12 protein-coding genes and 1 pseudogene are annotated in these 20,886 nt (G+C 59.8%); 7 read left to right on the plus strand and 6 right to left on the minus strand.

The genetic code is table 11. The annotated features are described in order from the left end of the window. Positions 1 to 175 precede the first annotated feature (175 nt). Both smc and ACIOVB_RS17135 read right to left on the minus strand, forming a co-directional pair. Positions 176 to 3,664 (minus strand): chromosome segregation protein SMC, encoded by a 3,489-nt coding sequence (gene smc, locus ACIOVB_RS17130; RefSeq protein ID WP_401269666.1) that lies wholly within the window; start codon positions 3,662 to 3,664, stop codon positions 176 to 178. 2 nt (positions 3,665 to 3,666) lie between these two features. Further along, positions 3,667 to 4,326 carry a GntR family transcriptional regulator gene (locus ACIOVB_RS17135; RefSeq protein WP_187680666.1) on the minus strand — a complete coding sequence of 220 codons (660 nt, stop codon included), beginning with the start codon at positions 4,324 to 4,326 and terminating at the stop codon, positions 3,667 to 3,669. A 290-nt stretch (positions 4,327 to 4,616) separates the two neighbouring features. On the opposite strand from ACIOVB_RS17135, the gene xdhA reads away from it, so the two are divergent. The 4 genes from xdhA (at position 4,617) to guaD (ending at position 10,760) form a co-directional block, all read left to right on the plus strand. Then, a complete protein-coding gene (xdhA, locus tag ACIOVB_RS17140) occupies positions 4,617 to 6,071 on the plus strand; it encodes a xanthine dehydrogenase small subunit (protein ID WP_401269669.1) in 1,455 nt (484 codons plus the stop codon). Continuing rightward, positions 6,064 to 8,460 (plus strand): xanthine dehydrogenase molybdopterin binding subunit, encoded by a 2,397-nt coding sequence (gene xdhB, locus ACIOVB_RS17145; protein WP_401269672.1) that lies wholly within the window; start codon positions 6,064 to 6,066, stop codon positions 8,458 to 8,460. Before xdhA ends, xdhB begins: the two co-directional genes overlap by 8 nt. 124 nt (positions 8,461 to 8,584) lie before the next feature. Next, entirely contained in the window at positions 8,585 to 9,442 is an 858-nt protein-coding gene (gene xdhC, locus ACIOVB_RS17150) for a xanthine dehydrogenase accessory protein XdhC (protein ID WP_187680663.1), read from the plus strand. Between the two features lie 13 nt (positions 9,443 to 9,455). After that, positions 9,456 to 10,760, plus strand: a complete 1,305-nt coding sequence (gene guaD, locus ACIOVB_RS17155) for a guanine deaminase (RefSeq protein ID WP_401269675.1) — start codon at positions 9,456 to 9,458, stop codon at positions 10,758 to 10,760. Positions 10,761 to 10,916: 156 nt separating this feature from the next. Here the strand turns inward: guaD and ACIOVB_RS17160 are convergent, their stop codons facing one another. Further along, entirely contained in the window at positions 10,917 to 11,681 is a 765-nt protein-coding gene (locus ACIOVB_RS17160; protein ID WP_007961054.1) for a GntR family transcriptional regulator, read from the minus strand. Positions 11,682 to 12,035: 354 nt separating this feature from the next. Here ACIOVB_RS17160 and ACIOVB_RS17165 point away from each other — a divergent pair, with 354 nt between their 5' ends. Further along, positions 12,036 to 13,226, plus strand: a complete 1,191-nt coding sequence (locus ACIOVB_RS17165) for a benzoate/H(+) symporter BenE family transporter (protein ID WP_401269678.1) — start codon at positions 12,036 to 12,038, stop codon at positions 13,224 to 13,226. 51 nt (positions 13,227 to 13,277) lie between these two features. On the opposite strand, the gene ACIOVB_RS17170 is transcribed toward ACIOVB_RS17165, so the two are convergent. Beyond that, positions 13,278 to 13,622: a YggL family protein gene (locus ACIOVB_RS17170; protein WP_187680660.1), complete on the minus strand. Its 345-nt coding sequence runs from the start codon at positions 13,620 to 13,622 to the stop codon at positions 13,278 to 13,280. Between the two features lie 234 nt (positions 13,623 to 13,856). Between ACIOVB_RS17170 and dacB the strand changes: the two genes are divergently transcribed. After that, entirely contained in the window at positions 13,857 to 15,317 is a 1,461-nt protein-coding gene (gene dacB / locus ACIOVB_RS17175; RefSeq protein ID WP_401269679.1) for a D-alanyl-D-alanine carboxypeptidase/D-alanyl-D-alanine-endopeptidase, read from the plus strand. Between the two features lie 136 nt (positions 15,318 to 15,453). On the opposite strand, the gene ACIOVB_RS17180 is transcribed toward dacB, so the two are convergent. Further along, complete coding sequence (locus tag ACIOVB_RS17180) at positions 15,454 to 17,835, minus strand: diguanylate cyclase (protein ID WP_401269682.1); 2,382 nt, start codon at positions 17,833 to 17,835, stop codon at positions 15,454 to 15,456. Positions 17,836 to 17,980: 145 nt separating this feature from the next. Beyond that, positions 17,981 to 20,251: a bifunctional 23S rRNA (guanine(2069)-N(7))-methyltransferase RlmK/23S rRNA (guanine(2445)-N(2))-methyltransferase RlmL gene (gene rlmKL / locus ACIOVB_RS17185; RefSeq protein WP_187680657.1), complete on the minus strand. Its 2,271-nt coding sequence runs from the start codon at positions 20,249 to 20,251 to the stop codon at positions 17,981 to 17,983. A gap of 531 nt (positions 20,252 to 20,782) precedes the next feature. On the opposite strand from rlmKL, the pseudogene ACIOVB_RS17190 reads away from it, so the two are divergent. Beyond that, positions 20,783 to 20,886, plus strand: a pseudogene (locus ACIOVB_RS17190) (hypothetical protein); the annotation flags it as partial.

Here is a 20,886-nt window from a genome sequence, read left to right on the forward strand (position 1 = left end):
GTTCTGACAGGCGTTTTGCCCACGTATACGAAAAATTGACATTAAACTAGCACGACCAAAGACAACTTTACACCGTCTGTCTCATTGGCTTGCGCGAATATGTCGATTGGCCAGCAAGTCGAAGCCAGTAAAAAAGTCCTACAAACCCCTAATACCTTTCCGACACGACGCTGACTCAGGCGTCCACCATCGCCATCGCCTCCTCGACATCCACGGCTACCAGTCGCGAACAACCCGGTTCATGCATCGTTACCCCCATCAACTGCTCGGCCATTTCCATGGCGATCTTGTTGTGGGTGATATAGATGAACTGCACGGTCTGCGACATCTCTTTAACCAATCGTGCGTAGCGTCCAACGTTAGCGTCATCCAGTGGTGCGTCAACTTCATCGAGCATGCAGAACGGCGCCGGATTCAATTTGAAGATGGCAAAAACCAGTGCCAGTGCGGTCAGGGCTTTTTCCCCGCCGGAGAGCAAATGGATGGTGCTGTTCTTCTTTCCTGGCGGCTGCGCCATGATCGTTACCCCTGTATCGAGTAGATCTTCGCCCGTCAGTTCCAAATACGCCCGTCCACCACCGAAAACTTTTGGAAAAAGTGCCTGTAAACCGCCATTGATCTGATCAAAGGTATCTTTGAAACGGTTACGGGTTTCCTTGTCGATCTTGCGGATGACGTTTTCCAGCGTCTCCAGTGCTTCCACCAGATCGGCGTTCTGAGCATCCAGATAACGCTTACGCTCGGATTGTTGCGTGTATTCGTCGATGGCCGCGAGGTTGATCGCACCCAGGCGTTGAATCCGCGCATTGATCCGTTCGAGTTCTTCTTCGGCTTCGCGTTCACTGGCCTGCGCCGTCAATGTCGCGAGCACGCCGTTGAGATCGTAGCCGTCTTCCAGCAGTTGATCCTGCAAAGCCTTGCGGCGCACGGTCAGGGCTTGCCATTCCATGCGTTGCTGTTCGAGCTGACCACGGATCAGTTGCGATTGCTGCTCGGCCTGAGTCCGGCGTTTTTCCGCGTCGCGCAGTTCGCGATCGGCATCTTCAAGGGCGATCTGCGCGGTCTTGAGTTCTTCGTCGACGGTCATGCGCTTGTCGAGCAGCTCTTCGAGTTTCAGGCGCAGCTCTTCCAGCGGTGCCTCGCCCTCCTCCAGATTGAGACTCAACTGTTCGCGCTTTTCAGTCAGACGTTCGGACTGCATTTCCAGACGCTCCAGTGCCTGGCGCGTGGAGTCGTGCTGCGCGCGCAACGAGCCGAGACGCACGGCCAACTGATGCGCGTGATCCTTGTGCTGCCGCGCTTCCTGACGCACCCGGTCGAGGCGCTCGCGCAGGCTATCGCGCTGGGCCAGCAGCAACTCGCGCTGCTCGGTGTCCAGCGCCATGGCGTCGAGGGCTTCCTGCAATTGCATGCGCGCTTCGCCGATGTGTTCGTGCTCAAGTGCGCGCTGCTCGCCGAGCTCGACCAGCTCCTCATCGAGGCGAGTACGACGCAGCGTCAGTTGTTCGGCCTTGGCCTTACCAGCGGACAGTTGGGCTTTTAACTCGCCTTGCTGACGGGCTTCATCCTGCAGCAAGCGACGCAGATGTTCGCGACCGTTTTCCTGCTGACGCTGTTGCGCGCGCAGGGTTTGCAAACGGGTTTCCATGGCCTCGACCGTGGCTTCACGCTCTTCGCGCTCAAGATGCAGCGCTTCGATTTCCTGGCCACGAGCGAGCATGCCGATCTCCGCTTCACTGGCGCGACGCACGCGCAGGAAATGCCGGCCGACCCAGTAACCATCACGACTGATCAAGCTCTGGCCGGCGCTCAACTGACCGCGCAAGGCCAGCGCCTGCTCCAGACTGTCGACCGGTTTGACCTGACCGAGCCATGGCGACAGATCGATCTGCGCCTCGACCTTGTCCAGCAAGCTGCCCGCCACTCGCACGCCGTCGGTGCCGGGGCTGAGCAGGCGCAAATCGCCCTGGGTGAAACCGGACAAATCGAAACCGCTGAAATCATCCACCAGCACCGCTTGCAGATCGGCGCCGAGCACGGTTTCCACCGCCAGCTCCCAACCCGCTTCCACCTTCAGGCCTTCGGCCAGACGCGGACGTTCAGCAAGGTTGTGTTCCTTCAGCCATTCGGCGGTGCCGGTGCCCGGATCGAGCGCGGCCTGCTGCAAGGCTTCAAGCGATGCGAGGCGACCGTTGAGGCGCTGCAAATCGCCCTGCGCCTGTTGCTGCGCGGTCAGCGCCTGCTGCAATTCCTGACGCAGTTGTTCGAGCTTTTCGACCTGCGCTTCTTCGCTGGTCTGCAAATCTTCAAGGGTCGCTTCGGACTCGGCGAGCTGCTCGTTGAGCTCCATGATCGCCGCGTCTTCGGGATCGGCCGAGAGCAGCGCGCGCTCTTCGCCGAGACGTTTCTGCCGATCAGCCAGGCGCTCCATGCTCGTTTCCAGTTGCTGGATGCGCGACTGCTGCACTTCGGCCTGACGACGCGGTTCGGCGGCGGTCAGGTTGAACGTGTCCCACTGCTCCTGCCAGCCATGCATGACGGATTCGGAATCTTCCAGCGCAGCGGCAGCTTCTTCGGCGGCGGCGCTGGTGATTTCCTGCTCGGGGGTGAGCATGTCCAGCTCTTCGCCAAGGGTCAGCAGCAAGGTGCGGTCGTGACCAAGGTGCGATTCGGTTTCCAGGCGCGCGCGCTCGGCTTCTTTCAGATCGTCCTGCAACTGACGCAAGCGTTGCTGGCCGTGCTGGATGCTCTGCTCGACCCGGGCGATGTCGCCGCCGACCGAATAGAAGCGCCCTTGCACCAGATTAAAGCGCTCCGACAGATCGTGGTGCCCGTCGCGCAGGCGCTCGATGGCCGCATCGGCGTTACGTTGCTCGGCGACCAGCGCTTCGAAACTGACTTCCTGAGTGCCGATGATCGACTCGCGCTGGCCGACCTGATCGTTCAGATCCTGCCAGCGCAGCGCCGACAATTGCGCCTTGAGCTGACGCTCTTCGGCTTTGAATTCCTGATACTTCTTCGCCGCCTCGGCCTGACGGTGCAAGCGTTCGAGTTGACGCTCAAGTTCGTCGCGCAGGTCGGTCAGACGGGCGAGGTTTTCGTGGGTGCGGCGGATACGGTTTTCGGTCTCGCGCCGGCGTTCCTTGTACTTGGAGATGCCCGCCGCTTCTTCGATGAAGTTACGCAGATCTTCGGGCTTGGACTCGATCAGCTTGGAGATCATCCCCTGCTCGATGATCGAGTAGCTGCGCGGGCCGAGGCCGGTGCCGAGGAAGATGTCGGTGATGTCACGACGACGGCATTTGGTGCCGTTGAGGTAATAAGTGGTCTGGCTGTCGCGGGTGACTTTGCGGCGAATGGAAATCTCCGCGTAGGCCGCGTATTCGCCCAGCAGCGTGCCGTCGGAGTTGTCGAACACCAGTTCGATGCTCGCCTGACTCACCGGTTTGCGGCTGGTCGAGCCGTTGAAGATGACGTCGGTCATCGACTCGCCACGCAGGTTTTTCGCCGAACTTTCGCCCATCACCCAGCGCACGGCGTCGATGATGTTCGACTTGCCGCAACCGTTCGGCCCGACGACCGCCGCCATGTTACTGGGGAAGTTCACCGTGGTCGGGTCGACGAAGGATTTGAATCCCGCCAGTTTGATGCACTTGAGCCGCACGCTTAGGCAACCGTCAGGGCAGACACCACCAGATCGCAACTGCGCTGGGCGTAAGCCGTCAGCACGATGCGGATCTGCGGCAAATCGCGGGCAAGCACAGCGGCCAACAAGCGCTCGAACAATTCAAGGAACTCGCTCATCTCGGCCTTGCGCTGTTCGAGGGCGAGGAAGTACGCGCGGCTCATGGCCGGTTGCAGGTTCTCGACGGTCTCTTGCAGGTACGGATTGTTGGCGAATGGATAGGCGGCGCGCATCACGGCGAAGCTGTCGTCGACAAACGCGCGGATGTCCTGACGCTCGTAGCTGGCGGTGAGGCGCTGCTGGATCTGCACGAACGGCGCCATGTCGGACTGGACTTGCCAGCCGTTGGCCACCGAGTTGCCGAGCAGGATGTACAGCTCGCTCATCAGCGTGCACAGGCTCTGCACCTTGTGCGCCGTCAGCTCAGTGACGTGCGCGCCACGGCGCGGCAGGATCGCGATCAGGTGGCGGCGTTCGAGGATCAGCAAAGCTTCGCGGACCGATCCGCGGCTGACATTCAATGCCAGCGTGACCTTCTGTTCCTGGATGCGCTCTCCCGGCTTCATTTCGCCACGAATGATGCGTTCGGCGAGGTGGTGAGCAATTTGCTCGGCGAGGCTGTCCGGCGCCTTGAACGTCATGGTTGTCCTTCAAACTCTATCGATCTGCACAAGCGGCGCAGTGTAGCGCAAATGCACGGTCATGGCGGAGTGCCCACTCAGCGGTTTTTGGCACGATTCCCGCAACTTTCTATAGAAAAACAAACAAAAAACCAGGTGACTCAATGAGGGTCAATACTGAATAGACACGTTGTTGATCGACGAAATGCATTTTCTTGACCTTTAAGTCAGAAAACCATTGACCGAAAAGTCAGAGCTGCTAAATTCGGCTCACGTCGGTTAACAACAATAATGAGTCTGCGAGGCCTTCCGTGATCCAGTTTTTACTTAACCAGGAACTCCGTAGCGAGCACGCCCTGGACCCGAATCTGACTGTGCTCAATTACCTGCGCGAACACGTGGGCAAATCCGGTACCAAAGAAGGTTGCGCCAGCGGTGACTGCGGCGCCTGCACCGTGGTGGTCGGCGAGTTACAAACGGATGACGATGGTCGCGAACACATTCGCTATCGCAGCCTCAACTCGTGCCTGACGTTCGTTTCGTCGCTGCACGGCAAACAACTGATCAGCGTCGAAGATCTCAAGCACAAAGGCGAACTGCACAGCGTGCAGAAAGCCATGGTCGAGTGCCACGGCTCACAGTGCGGGTTCTGCACCCCCGGTTTCGTCATGTCGCTGTTCGCCCTGCAAAAGAACAGCGATGCACCGGATCAGGCCAAAGCCCACGAAGCGCTGGCCGGCAACCTCTGCCGCTGCACCGGCTACCGGCCGATTCTGGCCGCTGCCGAACAATCGTGTTGCGGCAAACAGCCGGATCAGTTCGACGCCGGCGAAGCCGACACCATCGCCCGCCTCAAAGCCATTGCCCCGACCGATATCGGCGAACTCAACAGCGGCGACAAACGCTGCCTGGTGCCGCTGACCGTGGCCGATCTGGCTGACCTCTACGACGCTTACCCGCAAGCCCGGCTGCTGGCCGGCGGCACCGATCTGGCGCTGGAAGTCACGCAGTTCCACCGCACCCTGCCGGTGATGATTTACGTCGGCAACGTCGCGGAAATGAAGCGCATCGACAGCTTCGATGACCGTATCGAAATTGGTGCCGCCACCGCCCTCTCCGACTGCTACGAAGCGCTGAACGCCGAGTACCCGGACTTCGGCGAACTGCTGCACCGTTTCGCCTCTCTGCAAATCCGCAACCAGGGCACCCTCGGCGGCAACATCGGCAACGCTTCGCCGATTGGTGACTCGCCACCGCTGCTGATCGCCCTCGGCGCACAAATCGTGCTGTGCAAGGGTGAAACCCGGCGCACGTTGAACCTTGAGGAATACTTCATCGATTACCGCGTCACCGCGCGTCAGGAAAGCGAGTTCATCGAGAAAATCATCGTCCCGCGTGCCAGCGCCGAGCAGCTGTTCCGCGCCTATAAAGTCTCGAAACGCCTGGATGACGACATCTCCGCCGTCTGCGCCGCGTTCAACCTGCGCATCGAAAACGGTGTGATCAGCGATGCCCGTGTCGCCTTCGGCGGCATGGCCGCGATTCCGAAACGCGCCGCCCATTGCGAAGCCGTTTTGCTCGGCCAGCCGTTCAACAACGCCGTGGTCGAACGCGCCTGCGCTGCACTGGCCGAAGACTTCACGCCGCTCTCGGACTTCCGCGCCAGCAAGGAATATCGCCTGCTCAGCGCGCAGAACCTGCTGCGCAAATACTTCATCGAACTGCAAACACCGCACATCGAGACTCGGGTGACCGCTTATGTCTAACCATCACGCCGTAGAGAAGACCCAAGCTGAATTGGCCGAGCTGTTCGCCCAGGACCTGACCACCGGTGTCGGCCGCAGCGTCAAGCACGACAGCGCCGCCAAGCACGTGTCCGGTGAAGCGCAGTACATCGATGACCGGCTCGAATTCCCGAATCAGTTGCACCTGTACGCACGCATGTCGGACCGCGCCCACGCGAAAATCATCAGCATCGACACCAAGCCCTGCTACGCCTTCGAAGGCGTGCGCATCGCCATCACCCACGAAGACGTGCCGGGCCTGAAAGACATCGGCCCGCTGATGCCGGGCGATCCGCTGCTGGCGATCGACGACGTGCAGTTCGTCGGTCAACCGGTGCTGGCCGTGGCGGCGAAAGATCTGGAAACCGCACGCAAAGCGGCGATGGCCGCGATCATCGAATACGAAGATCTCGAGCCCGTGCTCGACGTGGTCGAAGCCCTGCGCAAACGCCACTTCGTGCTCGACAGTCACACCCATCAACGTGGTGATTCGGCCGGTGCTTTGGCCACTGCCGAACACCGTATTCAAGGCACGCTGCACATCGGCGGTCAGGAACACTTTTACCTGGAGACGCAGATCTCCTCGGTGATGCCGACCGAAGACGGCGGCATGATCGTCTACTGCTCGACGCAGAACCCGACCGAAGTGCAGAAACTGGTCGCCGAAGTGCTCGACGTCTCGATGAACAAGATCGTTGTCGACATGCGCCGCATGGGCGGTGGTTTTGGTGGCAAGGAAACTCAGGCCGCCAGCCCGGCATGCCTGTGCGCAGTGGTCGCGCACCTCACCGGCCAGCCAACCAAGATGCGCCTTCCGCGCGTTGAAGACATGCTGATGACCGGCAAGCGTCACCCGTTCTACGTCGAGTACGACGTCGGTTTCGACAGCACCGGGCGCCTGCACGGGATCAACATGGACCTGGCCGGCAACTGCGGCTGCTCGCCGGACTTGTCCGCCTCGATCGTTGACCGGGCAATGTTCCACTCGGACAACTCGTACTACCTCGGCGACGCGACCATCAACGGTCATCGCTGCAAGACCAACACCGCGTCGAACACCGCTTACCGTGGTTTCGGTGGCCCGCAAGGCATGGTCGCCATCGAAGAAGTGATGGACGCAATTGCCCGTCATCTCAATCTAGATCCGCTGGCCGTGCGCAAGGCCAACTACTACGGCAAGACCGAGCGCAACGTCACCCATTACTACCAGACCGTCGAGCACAACATGCTCGAAGAGATGACCGCCGAGCTGGAAGAAAGCAGCCAGTACGCCGAGCGCCGCGAAGCGATCCGCCGCTACAACGCCAATAGCCCGATCCTGAAAAAAGGCCTGGCGCTGACACCGGTGAAATTTGGCATTTCCTTCACCGCCAGCTTCTTGAACCAGGCCGGTGCACTGATCCACATCTACACCGACGGCAGCATCCACCTGAACCACGGCGGCACGGAGATGGGCCAGGGCCTCAACACCAAGGTCGCGCAGGTTGTGGCCGAAGTGTTCCAGGTCGAAATCGACCGCGTGCAGATCACCGCGACCAACACCGACAAGGTGCCGAACACCTCGCCGACGGCGGCGTCCAGCGGTGCTGACTTGAACGGTAAAGCGGCGCAGAACGCGGCGGAAATCATCAAGAAGCGTCTGGTCGAATTCGCTGCACGCCACTTCAAAGTCACTGAAGAAGACGTTGAATTCCACAACGGCCACGTGCGCGTTCGCGACCACATTCTGACCTTCGAAGCGCTGATCCAGCAGGCGTATTTCAATCAGGTCTCACTGTCGAGCACCGGGTTCTACAAGACCCCGAAAATCTATTACGACCGCAGCAAGGCCCGTGGCCGCCCGTTCTACTACTTCGCGTTTGGCGCGGCGTGCTGCGAAGTGATCGTCGACACCCTGACCGGCGAGTACAAGATGCTGCGCACCGACATCCTTCACGACGTCGGCGCCTCGCTGAACCCGTCCATCGATATCGGTCAGGTGGAAGGGGGTTTCGTCCAGGGCATGGGCTGGCTGACCATGGAAGAGCTGGTCTGGAACAACAAAGGCAAGCTGATGACCAACGGCCCGGCCAGCTACAAGATCCCGGCCGTGGCAGACATGCCGCTGGACCTGCGGGTGAAGCTGGTGGAAAACCGCAAGAACCCGGAAGACACGGTGTTCCATTCCAAGGCTGTCGGTGAGCCACCGTTCATGCTCGGGATTGCCGCGTGGTGTGCGATCAAGGACGCCGTGGCGAGCCTCGGCGACTACAAACATCAACCGAAAATCGACGCGCCAGCGACGCCAGAGCGGGTGTTGTGGGGGTGTGAGCAGATGCGCCAGTTGAAAGCGGTGAAAGCCGTCGAAGTCGAGTCAGAAGTAGTGGTTTGATCGTTCCCACGCTCTGCGTGGGAATGCAGCCCGCGACGCTCTGCGTCGCATCCTGAAAAGCGGACGCGGAGCGTTCAGAGATGCATTCCCACGCAGACCGTGGGAATGATCTTGGGAGGTGAATATGTACAACTGGATCGACGCCCTCGCCGACCTGCAGAACCAGGGCGAACCCTGTGTTCTGGTGACGATCATCGAAGAACTCGGCTCGACGCCACGCAACGCTGGCTCGAAAATGGTCGTCAGTGCCAGACAGATCTTCGACACCATCGGTGGCGGGCATCTGGAATACAAAGCCATGCAGATCGCCCGCGACATGCTCGCCAGCGGCAAGCAAGACACCCATCTGGAGCGCTTCAGCCTCGGCGCCAGCCTTGGCCAGTGCTGTGGCGGCGCCACCGTGTTGCTGTTCGAACCGATGGGCCAGGTGCAGGCGCAGATTGCCGTGTTCGGCGCCGGCCACGTGGGTCGCGCGCTGGTGCCGCTGCTCGCCAGCCTGCCCTGCCGCGTGCGCTGGATCGATTCGCGGGAGGAGGAATTCCCCGAACAGATTCCCAAAGGCGTGCGTAAAATCGTCGCCGAAGAGCCTGTGGATGAAATCGATGACCTGCCCGCCGGCAGCTACTGCATCGTCATGACCCACAACCATCAGCTCGATCTGGAGCTGACCGCCGCGATCCTCAAGCGCAACGACTTCACCTGGTTCGGCCTGATCGGCTCAAAGACCAAACGCGCCAAGTTCGAACACCGTTTGCGTGACCGTGGTTTCGACGCCAGCGTCGTGCAACGCATGCGTTGCCCGATGGGTATCGGCGAAGTCAAAGGCAAACTGCCTGTGGAAATCGCCATATCCATCGCCGGTGAAATCATCGCCACCTATAACGCCAATTTCGGCCAGCACACCGCCAGCGCCGAACCGATTGCCAAACTGCTGCCTGTTTCGCGCCGCAGTGAAGCCACCAAACTCAAAGCCTCAAATTGATTAGAGAACCCTCATGCCTCTGACTCGCAAAGCCTACCGCGCCGCCATCCTGCACAGCATCGCCGATCCCGCCGAAGTCGGGATCGAAGCCTCCTACGAGTATTTCGAGGATGGCCTGCTGGTGGTCGATGACGGCAAGATCAGCGCCCTCGGCCACGCCAGCGAACTGCTGCCGACGCTGCCGGCGGACATCGAGATCAACCACTATCAAGATGCTCTGATCACCCCGGGCTTCATCGACACCCACATCCACCTGCCGCAAACCGGCATGGTCGGCGCGTATGGCGAGCAACTGCTCGATTGGCTGAACACCTACACCTTCCCGTGCGAAAGCCAGTTCGGCGACAAGGCGCATGCTGACGATGTCGCCGACATCTTCATCAAGGAATTGCTGCGCAACGGCACCACCACGGCGTTGGTGTTCGGCAGCGTGCACCCGCAGTCGGTGAACTCGTTCTTCGAGGCGGCCGAAAAACTTGATCTGCGGATGATCGCCGGCAAGGTCATGATGGATCGCAACGCCCCGGACTACCTGACCGACACCGCCGAATCCAGCTACGTCGAGAGCAAGGCGCTGATCGAGCGCTGGCACGGCAAGGGCCGCCTGCACTATGCGGTGACCCCGCGTTTCGCCCCGACCAGTACCCCGGAACAATTGACCCTCGCCGGGCAATTGCTGACCGAATACCCGGATCTGTACATGCAGACCCACATCAGCGAGAACCTCAAGGAAATCGAGTGGGTCAAGGAACTGTTCCCGGAGCGCAAGGGTTACCTCGACGTTTACGATCACTACAAGCTGCTCGGCGAGCGTTCGGTGTTCGCCCATGGCGTGCACCTGTGCGACGACGAATGCGCGCGTCTGGCGGAAACGGGCTCGGCAATCTCGTTCTGCCCGACGTCGAACCTCTTCCTCGGCAGCGGCTTGTTCAACCTGCCGATGGCCGAAAAGCATAAATTGAACGTCGGCCTCGGCACTGACGTCGGTGGCGGCACCAGTTTCTCGCTGCTGCAAACCCTGAACGAAGCTTACAAAGTGATGCAGTTGCAAGGTGCGCGCTTGAGTCCGTTCAAGTCGTTGTACCTGGCGACGCTGGGTGGAGCGCGGGCGCTGCGTCTGGAAGACAAGATCGGCAACCTGCAACCGGGTTCCGACGCTGACTTCCTGGTGCTGGATTACAACGCCACGCCATTGCTGAGCTATCGCTTGAAGCAGGCGAACAATATTGCCGAGACGTTGTTTGTGTTGATGACGCTGGGGGATGACCGCACGGTGCAGCAGACTTATGCGGCGGGTGCGCTGGTGCATCAGCGCTGATTTTTCCCGAGACATAAAAAATCCCCCGGTGGTGTTCAGCCCCGGGGGATTTTTATTGCCTGTCAGTACGCCTTCGCGAGCAGGCTCGCTCCCACATTTGAAATGCATTCCCCTGTGGGAGCGAGCCTGCTCGCGAAGGGAGCGACTCGGTCTACTTTAGAGCTTGGCCGCAGGCCGCCCCGGCTTCTTGGTCTGCAACAAATGCGAGAACACCGCGTGCAGATCATCCGAAGCGCTTTCCTCGTCGAGGTTGAGCTTGCTGTCGATGTGATCCATGTGATGCATCATCAGGTCCACCGCCAGCTCACCGTTGCGCGCTTCGATCGCGTCGATCAACTGGGTGTGTTCGTCGTAGGAGCAATGCGAACGGTTGCCGCTTTCATACTGGGCGATGATCAGCGACGTCTGCGAGACCAGGCTGCGCTGGAAGCTGATCAGCGGGGCGTTCTTCGCCGCTTCGGCGAGTTTCAGGTGGAACTCACCCGACAAACGAATACCGGCGCCACGATCACCGCGCGAGAAGCTGTCGCGCTCGTCGTTGACCATCTGGCGCAGCTCGGCGATCTGTTCGGCGGTGGCATGTTGCACAGCCAGTTCAGTGATCGCACGCTCGACCAGACGACGGGCCATGAACACCTGACGCGCTTCTTCAACGCTCGGGCTTGCAACCACAGCGCCACGGTTCGGCCGCAACAACACGACGCCTTCATGGGCCAGACGCGACAGCGCGCGGCGAATGATGGTGCGGCTGACCCCGAAGATTTCCCCCAACGCTTCTTCGCTCAATTTTGTGCCGGGCGCCAGACGCTGTTCGAGGATGGCCTCGAAAATATGCGCGTAGACAATATCGTCCTGGGTTCCGCTGCGGCCGGCTTTGCCTGCTCGCGGTTGTTTCTTGAGGGGTTGCAACTGTTCGTTCATGGGCACTCGAGTCGGGAGAACTGCGGCGAATAGACCGTGACTGTAATACGGCACAGTAGGTCGCTGGCAAGTATCGCGTAAAAAACAGCGCGATTGTACACAATGGATGGTGGCAACACGACTGTATGGCTGTTTGTGACCACGGCTGTATTGCAACGATCCGTTACGATTGAGTTTAGGCTTGATCGCAGAATCCGCCTTTTGAACACAACTGCTCTTATGTAGGAGCTGCCGAAGGCTGCGATCTTTTGACTTTGACTTTAGAAGCAAGATCAAGAGATCGCAGCCTTCGGCAGCTCCTACAGGGTTTATGTTGTGGCAGACGTCTTTATCAGAACAAGGAACACCGCCGTCATGAACGACGCCACGCATACCCAACTGCGTCCCTTTTCCGACACCTCGCCCTCGGCCATCGTCGCCGGTTTTATTGCGATGATGACCGGCTACACCAGTTCGCTGGTGCTGATGTTTCAGGCCGGGCAAGCGGCGGGCCTGACCAGCGGGCAAATTTCCTCGTGGATCTGGGCGATCTCGATTGGCATGGCGGTGTGTTCGATCGGCCTGTCGCTGCGTTATCGCACGCCAATCACCATCGCCTGGTCCACCCCCGGCGCGGCGTTGTTGATCACCAGTCTGGGCGGCGTCAGTTACGGCGAGGCCATCGGCGCCTACATCACCTGCGCGGTGTTGGTGACGATTTGCGGGCTGACCGGCAGTTTCGAACGTCTGGTGAAAAAGATTCCGGCCTCACTGGCGGCCGCGCTGCTGGCGGGGATACTGTTCAAGATCGGCAGCGAAATCTTCGTCGCCGCGCAACACCGCACCGGCCTGGTGCTGGGGATGTTCTTTACGTATCTGCTGATCAAGCGTCTGTCGCCGCGCTATGCCGTGCTCGCCGCCCTGCTGATCGGCACCGCGCTGTCGGGCTTCATGGGCCTGCTGGATTTCAGCGGTTTTCATCTGGAAGTGGCGACACCGGTATGGACCACGCCGCACTTCTCGCTGGCGGCGACCATCAGCATCGGCATCCCGTTGTTCGTGGTGGCGATGACTTCGCAGAACATGCCCGGCATCGCCGTCTTGCGCGCAGACGGCTATAACGTCCCGGCCTCGCCGCTGATCACCACCACGGGCATCGCCTCGTTGTTGCTGGCGCCGTTCGGCTCCCACGGGATCAACCTCGCCGCCATCAGCGCGGCGATCTGCACCGGCCCGCACGCCCATGAAGATCGCAACAAACGCTACACCGCAGCGGTGTGGTGCGGGATTTTCTACGGGATTGCCGGGGTGTTCGGCGCCACATTGGCGGCGTTGTTTGCCGCGCTGCCGAAAGAACTGGTGCTGTCGATTGCTGCACTGGCGCTGTTCGGTTCGATCATCAACGGATTGAGCATTGCCATGACTGAGGTGAAGGAGCGTGAAGCGGCGCTGATTACCTTCATGGTCACGGCGTCGGGGCTGACGCTGTTTTCCATCGGTTCGGCGTTTTGGGGGATTGTTGCGGGGGTTTTGACGCTGGTGATTCTGAACTGGCGTAAAGCATAAAACGCCAGGCATAAAAAAACGGCGACCCTTAGGTCGCCGTTTTTTTCAGTATCACTTAGCCGCGTTGATCGGCTTTTCCGGATACCAAACGTCCAGCAGTGGGCTGACGGTCATACCGGTCAGCTCAGTGCGGTTTTTCAGCCAGGCTTCAACAGCAGCGCGCTGCTCTTCGTTGACCGAGCCACGCTTCTGCAGGCAAACCAGACCGAAGTCATCGCCGCCAACATAACCCAGACCGTTGGCTTCCATGGCTTCTTTGATGAATGCTTCGAGGAAAGCGTCAATGGCTTCTTCGGACAAGTCTTCTTTGAAGTCCAGGTTCAGTTCGAAACCCAGCTCTTGAAATTCATCAACGCACAGTTTTTTGCGCAGACGCTGGGAACGGTTAGTCGCCATTGGAACAATCCTCTTAAGTAATAACGGCCGGCACTTTACCAGTTTAAGACGTCAATTGCCCGCCTCTGTGGACGCTGAGGCCGACCGCCTGTAAAAAAATCACCGATTAGCCCACCCGCCGACGGCACAAGTGGTTACACCTTGGGGCATAATGCCGACACTTTCATGACCACTGAGGGCTTTTTCATCCATGTCCTCGTCTTTTTCCCCCTCTTCTGCAGGGTTTTATTTCATATGATCAAATCGTTGCGTCCTCTTTTGCTGGCCGGCCTTCTTCTTCCTTTGGCCCTGCCTGTTTCTGCTGCCACCCTCAATACCGCCCTCACCCCCAACGTCGAAAAAGCCCTCAAGGCCAGCAAGCTGCAGCCTTCTGCGCTGTCGCTGGTGATGGTGCCGCTCGACGGCCCGGGCACGGCGACCGTGTACAACGCTGACGTGTCGGTCAACCCGGCCTCGACCATGAAACTGGTCACCACCTACGCGGCGCTGGAAATGCTCGGCCCCAACCATCAGTGGAAAACCGAGTTTTACACCGACGGCGACCTGAGCGGCGGCATCCTCAACGGCAACCTCTATCTCAAGGGTGGCGGCGATCCGAAGCTGAACATGGAAAAACTCTGGCTGTTGATGCGTGACCTGCGCGCCAACGGCGTGACCCAGATCACCGGTGATCTGGTACTGGATCGCAACTTCTTCGTGCAGCCGCAGTTGCCGGAATTCAACGATGACGGCAATGACGAGAACAAGCCGTTCCTGGTCAAACCGGATTCGCTGCTGGTCAACCTCAAGGCCCTGCGCTTTGTGGCGCGCAATGACGGTGGCCGCGTGCTGATTTCAGTGGAGCCGCCGATCGCCAGCATCCGCATCGAAAACACCGTCAAGGTCCTCAATTCCAAGCAATGCACCGGCGGCGTGCGCTACAACCCGGTGCCACAGGCTGATGGCAGCGTGACCGTGACCGTCGCCGGCCAGTTGGGCGAAGGTTGCAGCTCGCAGACTTACCTGTCGCTGCTTGACCACGCGACCTACACCGCTGGCGCCGTTCGCGCGATCTGGAAAGAACTGGGTGGCAGCATTCAGGGCAAGGATCGTCTGGCGTCGACCCCGAGCAACGCCAAACTGCTGGCCCGCGCCTACTCGCCGGATCTGGCGGAAATCATCCGCGACATCAACAAATACAGTAACAACACCATGGCCCAACAGCTGTTCCTGAGCCTGGGACAGAAATTTCGCAACGACGCCGACGGTGACGACGCCAAAGCAGCGCAACGCGTAGTGCGTCAGTGGCTGGCGAAGAAAGGCATTACCGCGCCGCACCTGGTGATGGAGAACGGCTCCGGCCTGTCCCGCGCTGAACGCGTCAGCGCCCGCGAAATGGCCGGCATGTTGCAAGCCGCTTGGCACAGCCCGTACTCCGCCGAATTTATCAGCTCGCTGCCGATTGCCGGCACCGACGGCACCATGCGCAAACGCCTGAAGACCACCGCGATGCGCGGTGAAGCTCACGTCAAGACCGGCACCCTGAACACCGTACGAGCGATTGCCGGTTTCAGCCGTGACGTGAATGGCAATACCTGGGCGGTGGTGGCGATCCTCAACGACAAGGCACCGTTTGGTGCATCGTCGGTGCTGGATCAGGTGCTGCTGGATCTGTATCGCCAGCCGAAGACGGCGCAGACGGCTTCGGTCCTGTAATCCAAGTTCAAGCAACACCACAAAAACCTGTGGGAGCGAGCCTGCTCGCGAAGGCGTCAGGTCAGTCAATAAATGTGCTGACTGATAAACCGCCTTCGCGAGCAGGCTCGCTCCCACATTGGTTTGGTGGCAGGGCTTAACCCATCTGCTCAACCCGATCCCGCCCGCCCTGCTTCGCCGCGTACACGCCCGAATCCGCCCGCAACAGCAGTGAATCCGCGCCTTCCCCCGGTCGCCAACTGGCGATGCCAAAACTCGCGGTGACCACGCCGACCACATCCACCGGCGCACTGCGTAGCCCTTGCCACAATTCCTGCGCCAGCATGTGCGCGTGTTCGCCGTCGATGTCCGGGCACAACACCATGAACTCTTCGCCACCCAATCGGCAGAACACATCGGTGCGCCGCAGCCGATGGCCAATACGCTCGCACACCGCCTGCAACACCCGGTCGCCGACGGCATGGCCGTAATGATCGTTGATCCTTTTGAAATGGTCGATGTCGAGCATGATCACCGACAGTTCGCCACCGCCGCGCTCGACCCGGGCCATTTCGGTGGTCAAGCGCTCCTGGAAATAGCGACGGTTGTGAATGCCGGTCAGCGAGTCGGTTATCGACAGCGCGCGAAGCTCTTCCTCGACCCGCTTCAAGTCGGAAATGTCCGAGATGTAGCCGTGCCACAGCACACCGCCACCGGGCAGCTCTTCCGGCGTCGCCTCGCCGCGCACCCAGCGCAGACCGCGCTCGGGCAACTGCACGCGATATTCCTCGCGCCACGGGCTGAGGTTATCGGCCGATTCACGGATCGAAGTACGCACGCGGGTAATGTCCTGCGGGTGGATGCGAGAAAAGATCGCCTCGGCGTCGAGCAACAGTACGTCCGGTGCCAACTCGTAAATGTCGCGAATACCATCGCTGGCGTAAATCACGCTGAAACGCCCGCCGAACTCCATTTTGCATTGATAGATGCCGCCCGGAACGTGGGCGCTGAGCTTCTTTAGCAACAAGTCCCGCGCTGCCAGCGCCTCGTGCACACGCTTGCGTTCGGTGATGTCGATACAGATTGCCAGATGCCCGACCCACAGCCCCTGCTCGTCAATGACCGGGGTGGCGAGCATGTTCACCGGCAGATGACTGCCATCGCTGCGCACCAGCGTCCATTCGCGTGCCTCATGACCGCCGACTTCACCGCCCTCGACCAGCATCGCCTGGCAGGTCGGAATGCTCTTGCCGTAACGCGCGCTCAACTCCGCAGAACGCGCCGTCAGCTCGCGTGGCAAGTGCAGGTTTTCCAGGGTCATATGACCAACAACATCAACGCTTCTGTAACCGAGCAACTGTTCCGCGCCGGGATTGAAGGTGTTGATTACGCCGCGCAAATCGGTAGCAATGATTGCGACTTGCGTGGCGGCATTCAGCACCCCGCGTAATTGACCGTGAGTGCCGCGCAGTTCCTGTTCGCGCTCGTGCAGCTCCTGTGTGCGTAGCTCGACCAGACGCAAGGCACGTTGGCGCTGGCTGACCAGGACATAGAGCAGCGCGCTGAGCAGCAAACTGAGCAAACCACCCAGAATGACGACGCTGCTGACTGACGAGTGGTTAGCCTGCATAAAGGCATCGCTCGGCAGGATATCGACCTGATAGTCGTGATCGGCCATGCGCACCAGTCGCGTCGCCGACAAATCACTGGGGGCCGGCTCATTGATCGACTCGAACAGCACTTCATGTTGGTCATTAGTCGACAAGTCGAGGATGCGCACCGAAAGGTAGTCATGAAAAGCTTCCGGTAAACCATCCGCCAGCAACTGGCGCATGCTGATCACCGCCATCACGTAACCGAACGGCTTTTTTTCGCCAGCGCGCGTCACCGGCGCGACCAGCAGCACACCACGCGCGTAAGACGCTTCGATACTGACGAGATGCATGGGTTGCGACACCGCCAGACTGCCCAGCTTGTCTGCGCGTTGCAGAGTGTCGCGGCGTAGCGGTTGCGCCAGCAAGTCATAACCCAGCGGCGAGCCCAGACGACTTTGCGTCTGGCTGTACAGCACCGACACGTATTCATCACGGTCGGCGGCCAGTTGCAGTTCGCCCTGCGCATTGAGTTCACGAATGGTGAAGTTGCTCAGCCCTTCCTCACGCACTCGCTGCTCGAATGCCGCGCGTTCGGCAGCGCTGACCCTGAGTGCGAACGAATAGGCCTGGGTGCGCAGCAATAGAGGTTGGGTGTAGCCGTCGAATTCGGCGCGAGACACCGATTCAGAGTTGGCGAAGAAGCGGCGCAAGCCGTCCAGACGCTGTTCCTGGTCCTGAAAGCGCTCTTCGATGCGGCTGTAGCGTTCGTTGGCCAGCAATTGAAAGCGCTGACGCAATTGTTGCTGAAACTGATTGAGGGTGCCCCAGGCGAGCAGCCCCGTGAGAATCCCGCCGACGAGCAATACCAGCATCCCGACCAGCCAGGCCGAAACTTCTTCGCTGATAAAACCCAGTATCTTCGGGCGCACGGGGTGCAACGACATAAGGGCAACTCACTACGCCAGTGTTCCGGGAAAACCCCTTTGGCCGTGAGTTGAGTTATAGCTATTAGCCACTAATTTGGCTAGCTCGGAAAGAGTCCAAGAGCCTTTAAAAATCAAGGCTCTGTGGATCCAATATTTCCGAGTGTCAACGAGCCGTGATTTTCCAGGCGCGGTGGATCTTGGTATTACGGGCAAAATCCGGATCAATGGTCTGCGCGCTGATTTCCTCGACCGCATAACGCTCGGCGAGGTTTTCTTCCAACTGGAACTTGCGGAAGTTGTTGGAGAAGTACAACACGCCACCTGGCGCCAGACGGGCCATGGCCAGGTCGATCAGCTGAACCTGGTCACGCTGCACGTCGAAGATGCCTTCCATGCGCTTGGAGTTGGAGAAGGTCGGCGGATCGATAAAGATCAGGTCGTACTCTTCACGGCAGCTTTCCAGCCACGCCATCACGTCGCCCTGCTCCAGACGGTTCTTGTCCGAATAGCCGTTCAGCGACAAGTTGCGGCGCGCCCAGTCGAGGTAGGTTTTCGACAGGTCGACGCTGGTGGTGCTGCGCGCGCCGCCCTTGGCCGCGTGCACACTGGCGGTCGCGGTGTAGCAATACAGATTGAGGAAGCGCTTGCCGGCCGCCTCTTTCTGAATGCGCAGGCGCATCGGCCGGTGATCGAGGAACAGGCCCGTGTCGAGGTAGTCGGTGAGGTTGACCAACAGCTTCACGCCGCCTTCGCTGACTTCATTGAACTTGCCCTGTGCAGCCTGACGCTCGTACTGCTTGGTGCCACTCTGGCGCTCACGGCGTTTGACCACTACGCGGCTCTTGTCGACGTTCAGCGCCTGTGGAATGGCTGCCAGTGCGTCGAACATGCGTGCCGAGGCTTTTTCCGGGTCAATCGACTTCGGCGCGGCGTATTCCTGGACATGCACCCAATCGTGGTACAGGTCGATGGCCATCGCGTATTCCGGCATGTCGGCATCGTAGACGCGGTAGCAATCGATGCCTTCGCGCTTGACCCACTTGCCCATCGCCTTGAGATTCTTCTGCAAACGGTTGGCAAACATCTGCCCGCCTTCGCTCAAGCGCGGCTGCTCGATCACCGGAGCCGGGGCTGGCGTCGGTTTGATCGGGTTGCCGTTCTTGTTGAACTTGCGCTCTTGTGGCTCGTCCGGGGTTTGATCGTAAGCTGCTTGCTCACGCTCGGCCTGACGCTGCTCCGGAGTACGACGCTCGCCCGTGACGAACTGATCCGGCAGCACTTTGATCAACAACAGCTTGCACGGCAGCGCGCCGTTCCAGAACGAATACTGTTTGTGGCTGCGGATGCCCATGCGCTTGCCAAGATCCGGGGCACCGGTGAATACCGCCGCTTCCCAGTTCAGGCAGGCCTGACGCAGACGTTCGCCGAGGTTCTGGTAGAGATAAAGCAGGCTGGCCTCGTCACCCAGACGCTCACCGTACGGCGGGTTGCAGATGACCAGACCTTTCTGGTTCTGGTCCGGACGCGGCTCAAAGGTCGCGACCTCACCTTGATAGATCTTGATCCACTCGCTCAGGCCGGCGCGCTCAACGTTGTTGCGGCCCGGTTGAATCAGTCGTGGGTCAGCTTCGTAACCGCGAATCCACAGCGGTGGCTTGGCCAAACCGGCAGCGGCGCGCTGGGCGGCTTCTTCATGAAGTTTTTTCCACAGCGCCGGCACGTGACCGAGCCACGCGGTGAAGCCCCACTGTTCGCGACGCAAGTTCGGCGCCATATCGGCGGCGATCATCCCGGCTTCGACGAGGAACGTACCGACACCGCACATCGGGTCAGCCAGCGCGCCGCCTTCTGCCGCAATACGCGGCCAGCCGGAACGGATCAGGATGGCTGCCGCGAGGTTTTCCTTCAGCGGCGCCGCACCCTGCTGCAAGCGATAGCCGCGCTGGTGCAGGCTGTGGCCAGAGAGGTCTAGGGAAAGAATGGCTTCGCCACGATCCAGACGCAGGTGAATGCGCAGATCCGGGTTGAGCTTGTCGATCGACGGACGGTCGCCTTGCGGCGTACGCAGTTTGTCGACGATGGCGTCTTTGACTTTCAGCGCGCCGAAGTGAGTGTTGTCGATGCCCGAGCCGTGGCCGCTGAATTCGACGGCCAGGGTGCCATCGCTGAGCATGTGATCCTGCCACTCGACATCGAGCACGCCGTGGTAAAGGTCTTCGGCGTCCTTCATCGGAAAGCGCTTGAGCACCAGCAGCACACGGTTGGCCAGACGCGACCACAGGCACAGGCGATAGGCGGTTTCCATGGTCGCCATGCCACGCACCGCGGACGTGTGCTCGCGGGCTTCTTCAAGGCCAAGCCCGACGGCTTCCTCGATAAGCAGGCCTTCAAGGCCTTTGGGGCAAGTGAGGAAGAGTTCAAAACTGTCGGACATGGTATTTCCAGAGCCTTTGGCTAGTGGATCGGCAACGCATTGCCGACCCGGTTTTCAATCAGGCGCTTTTCTAAAAGAACGCCCGCGTGGCACGAAGGTGTGCCGTTCCATCCCCGCTGCTCGGGTTAACAGAGCTTAGATGCAAGGACAGATAAAAAAGTTGGTGTAACAAATTGCCTGAAATCGACCCTTCGTCGAATAGTACCTGACGCTAAACGTAGGTCATTCTCACTAAAGAATTAACCCCATCATCCAGCGCGGGGCCGATCATACCGGGGTTTGCTGAAAAAACGTGCATGAAACCCAAAGTTACTTATGGCCTAAGCACTAATTTCGTTACGTCCTTATGACAAAACGGTCATTCCATCGCTGTGACTCATTGGTTAGAACTGACAACAGGTTGACGTCGCAACGGCGTCAACACCTTGGCTCGCCACGCCGGCAGCGAGCCGCCCCCCGGCAGAGTTTTTCTGCCAGACCTCGGTTGAGGTCAACGCGACACAAACAGTCAACAAGTGAGGGAAACACCCTATGAGAAGACTTAAGCGTGATCCGTTGGAAAGAGCATTTTTGCGCGGATATCCCCGCGAAAGTGCAAATGCACTACCACGCGATCACCGGCGACGATCATTTGC

The organism is Pseudomonas sp. NPDC087639, assembly GCF_044743385.1.
Lineage (GTDB): Bacteria > Pseudomonadota > Gammaproteobacteria > Pseudomonadales > Pseudomonadaceae > Aquipseudomonas.